Annotated in this window: 3 protein-coding genes and 1 pseudogene; all 4 read left to right on the top strand. The window is 61.9% G+C overall.

Annotated features, from left to right (window positions below; genetic code table 11):
• The coding region (locus tag FREUN1FDRAFT_RS38130) for an aminotransferase class I/II-fold pyridoxal phosphate-dependent enzyme (RefSeq protein WP_232295615.1) at positions 1–1,147 on the top strand (1,147 nt) is incomplete at its 5' end.
• Positions 1,144–1,833, top strand: a complete 690-nt coding sequence (locus tag FREUN1FDRAFT_RS38125; protein WP_006545783.1) for an aspartate/glutamate racemase family protein — start codon at positions 1,144–1,146, stop codon at positions 1,831–1,833. The genes FREUN1FDRAFT_RS38130 and FREUN1FDRAFT_RS38125, both read left to right, overlap by 4 nt.
• Positions 1,834–1,836: 3 nt before the next feature.
• On the top strand, positions 1,837–3,354 hold the full coding sequence (locus tag FREUN1FDRAFT_RS38120; protein WP_006545782.1) for a peptide ligase PGM1-related protein: 1,518 nt from the start codon (positions 1,837–1,839) through the stop codon (positions 3,352–3,354).
• A gap of 462 nt (positions 3,355–3,816) precedes the next feature.
• A pseudogene (locus FREUN1FDRAFT_RS44770) lies at positions 3,817–4,280 on the top strand (hypothetical protein); the annotation flags it as partial.

The following is a 4,280-nucleotide window of genomic DNA, read 5'->3' as shown; positions in this document are numbered from 1 at the left end:
GAAGGATCGACTCAGAGCACAGCTGGGCATGAAGTGGTCGCGCGCGCAGCCAAATGAGGTGCCGCTCGACGTGGCAGATCTCGATTTTGAACTCGCGACGCCGATACACGACACCATAAACGACGCTTTGACGAAGTCGGACGTCGGCTACCCGGACTTCTCCGGGCCCACGGTGAACCGTCTCAGGGAAATCTTCGCGAATCGCCAGTCGCACCTCTACGGTGCCAGCGTGGACGAAAGTCGCGTTGAGATCTGCGCACAGTCCATGCAATCTCTCTGCTGCGCGGTCCTGGCCTTCACGGCACCGGGGGACGAAGTCGTCACGCACACACCGTGCTACCTGCCTATCCGGACGGCAGTCGAACAGCTCGGACGACGCTGCGTACTCCTGCCGGTGCGCGAGAGCAGAAGTGCGGAGGAGTTCGAGGAATCCATTCGGAGGATTCGGCCCGACGGCACTCGGATAGGAATGATTGTTCTCTGCCAGCCACATAATCCTACTGGTCACCTATTCAGCCGGGAGACCGTGGAGGCCGTCAGCGAGTTCGCCGTCCGCAATGATGTCGTCCTCTTCAGCGACGAGGTGTACCAGGACCTTGTTTTCGCGCCCCGCCGGCACGTCTCCGCACTGGCAGCAAACCACATATCGCAGACAGTCATGGCCACTTCCGCGTCGAAGGCGTTCAACATCTCCGGACTGCGCTGCGCCCTCGTGACTTTTGGCAGCAAAGCCCTGCGGGAGAGGTTCACAGCGCTTCCCTGGCACCTGCGGGACGGCGCGGGGATCCTCGGGATCCGGGCAGCCATCGCAGCCTGGAGTGAGTGCGACGGCTGGCTCGAGGAGCTCCACTCCCAGCTCCGGCGGAACAGAGCCGTGCTGGCGGCAGGCCTCACAAGCACCTCAATAGGGTGGACACCCCCGGATGCCACCCATTTTGCGTGGCTCGACTTCCGCGACTATTTCAATGACGACGCGGACCCGGTAGACACGCTACGACGTACTCAACGGATTAGGCTCGAGCCGGGTACCGCCTTCGGCCGAGATTTCGGGCATTTCGGACGGATGAACCTGGGCACCTCGCCAGGGCGCCTGATGAACGCGATGGAGACTTTTCGTACACTTCCGCGGAGAACAGGATTTTCATGAAGCTTATCGGCCTTCTCGGCGGCATGAGCTGGGAATCTACGGATTACTATTATCAACAGCTCAATCGGCAGGTTCGGGACAGACTGCGAGGCCTACACTCCGCCCGTTGCCTGATCTATTCGGTCGACTTCGCTGACATCGAGGAGATGCAGCGGGCCGGCTCCTGGGATGCCGCCGCAAACTATCTCGCGAGATGCGCGGCCAAACTGCAGGACGGCGGGGCTGAATGCATCGTCTTGTGTACGAACACGATGCATCGCGTGTTCGACAGCCTGGCCGCAGAGACCGATGTTCCGGTGCTCCATATCGCGGACGGCACCGCAGCATCGCTCCGTGCCGCCGGTGTAGAGGTCGCAGCGCTCCTGGGCACACAGTACACAATGGAGCAGGACTTCTACAAAGGACGACTGGAGCAGCAGGGCGTAAAAGTGGTGGTTCCGGACGCCGATTCACGCAAAATCGTACATGACATCATTTATGACGAGCTGTGCCGGGGCAAAGTCGTGGACTCCTCTCGCGAAAAATATGTTAAGATTGTCGATGATCTTGCCGGAAAGGGTGCACAGGCCGTAATTTTCGGTTGCACCGAGATTGGGCTGCTGCTGAGCCAGAGCGACTGTTCGATTCCCGTCTTCGACACCACTCTCATACACGTTGAAACAGCCCTGGAATGGGCGATGGGATGACGAATGACCTGGCACGGACGCGACCAGCTGATCGAATTCGAGACTGTTGTACGAGACAACAAGAATCTTCGTTGGCGCATATCCTGTCCTTCTCAGGAGTTCGCCGACGCCGAGATGCGGCATGGAGTGGGGCGATGGCACTCGTGTGTGCGGGGCCTGTGGGAGTCACTGAGCCTTGCACGCGAGGATGACCTTGCCCTGATCATGATCCAGGCACCGCCGGTCCCGGACCCGGTGCTCGCCTATCTTTTCAGTCTGGCGCCGTCAGGAACGCATGCCCTGGCACCGGAGCGGCGGCACGCGATGATCTCGATCGCTGACACCCGAGACGTCCATCTCAGCCAGAAAATCATGGATCAGCCCGATCTACTGTCACAGCTCAGATCTCTTGTCGAGCGGCTGCGTGCCGCCGGGAATCCACCCGAAGGGCTTTCATGCTACGCATCGAGCCCGCAGATGACCCGACTCTGCGAGGAGTTGAATCTACCGTTACTGGAGACCGCGAGCCGTCTCACCGCACTCGGCGGAAAAGCACAGGCGAGGCAGATCTTCCGCGATTTAGGTGTTCCGCATCCGGTAGGCACCTACTCTGCGGATCGCGATAGTCGGGATCTGGCCGGCTCCTTCCGGCGGCTACGGGAGAAGCATGCCTCCCAACACTGGTTAATCAAAATCGACTCTGGCTTCGGCTCCGGTCACGGCATCGCTCGGCTCGGGACAGACAGCTCGGCGACGGTTCCCGTCCCCGACCTGAACCCGGCGGCGGTCAGGCCATTCACTCCGAGTGTCTCTGGCAGCGAGTTTCTACGGCACGTGGCGGACCGCGGTGCGGTGATCGAGATGTTCGTCGGGCCACCGGAAGGCGACGCTCCAGCCAATCCGAGCGTCCTCGGTTACATCGGGGCGGACGGGGCCCAGGTCCTGGGCACCCATGACCAGATCATCGGTGATACCCTTTCTTTCGCGGGCTGCCGATTCCCAGCAGCAGAGGAATACAGGCCGGCGATTCTCGAGTATGCGGTAGCGGTGTTCGACGAACTCGCGAGACGGGGTGCACGTGGCCATGTCGGCGTTGACTTCTTAGCATTTCGCGATTCAGATGGGGAACATGAATGGAGGGTCTTCGCCCTCGAGATCAACCTGCGACAGACCGGTACCACCCACCCGAACCGGACGGCCCGCGCACTGGTCTCGGGTGAATGGACCGAAGCCGGTGAACTGCTTGCGGATGACGGCAGCCAACGATATTATTGGGCCTCGGACGATCTGGGATCGCCAACTTTCTCCGGCATTTCGCCGACAACTCTCATCGAGGAACTCCAGGCACGCCCGGAGCTGCATTATGATGCCACCAGAGGAGTCGGGGTGGTGCCCCATCTGTGGACCACCCTCGCGCCGTTCGGGAAGATCGGCGCGACCGTGATCGCAGAGTCCCACGAACGCTGCGGAGAACTACTCGGAGAGCTCGTCGCGCTCCTGGAGAGGCTGAGCCTCGAGATCCTTGGCCGCCAGTCAGGCTGATACTGGGCTCGCCCATCCGCACCTGGCATCACGGGCCGCCGACTGCCCAGGCCTCGCCAGCGGCGTCCAGCCGCTGCCGGGCAATGCGTCCTGCACGCCCCACCCGCCGCGACTGGGACGCGTCCCGCGGTTCGACGGCGCTCTGCGCCCATACAGCCTGGTCTCGCTCTGTACGAACCGCGCCCTCGCCGGCTGCCGCCCAACGACCGGGTCAAGGCGGATGGCCGCCTCGACCCCGGTCACGGTAGCGAATACCTCACGTACACGCCTGAACACCCGACGATCACGCCCGCGTGGCTCAGCACGCGCCCACGGACATCGGCCTGCGGTCGACCGGCGAGGTCGCTCCATTTCCGGTGCGACCTTCAGCATCTGCTGGACGGCAGGATATCCGGACCGTAGGCTCGATTACGCCGAGAGGGGTGCGTTTTGACAAGACGCAGCAAGGTAGTTGCCCTTGCCGTGGTCGGGGCACTGCTGGTGGCGCTGCCGGCCATACTGACCGCCGCGAAGCTCAGCACTCCCCTTGCCGCTGCCTGCGGAGCATCAATAGCAGCCGTGGCCGCAGTGTTCGCGGGTGTCTGGAAGGACTCACTCGTCGCGCTTCTGCAGTCCGAAAGCTCCCAGGAAATTTCGATCAGAGACGGCTGCGTGACGATCAACGGGCGTCTACCTCGGGCACGTGAGATAACCGACCCGACTCTGATCGGTGTCCATGCGTCGCGGCATGCCACCGATCCCTCAGGTGTTTCCAATCTACCGCCCTATATCCCGCGCGACATTGACAACGAACTCCGTGGAAGCCTCGCCCCTGGAAAGTTCCTGATTCTCGTCGGAGATTCGACGGCCGGAAAGTCCAGAGCAGCCTACGAGGCGCTTGTGTCCACACTTCCTGATCATTCGATCATCGCCCCGCAGGACAGATC

The sequence above is a fragment of the Parafrankia sp. EUN1f genome (assembly GCF_000177675.1).
GTDB lineage: Bacteria > Actinomycetota > Actinomycetes > Frankiales > Frankiaceae > Parafrankia.
Note: the sequence above shows the minus strand (reverse complement) of the source record. Positions and strands in the feature narration are given on the sequence as shown.

Excerpts from the sequence above, each read along its gene's own strand:
- FREUN1FDRAFT_RS38125 (WP_006545783.1), top strand. The coding sequence starts at position 1,144 with ATGAAGCTTATCGGCCTTCTCGGCGGCATGAGCTGGGAATCTACGGAT.
- FREUN1FDRAFT_RS38120 (WP_006545782.1), top strand. The coding sequence starts at position 1,837 with ATGACCTGGCACGGACGCGACCAGCTGATCGAATTCGAGACTGTTGTA.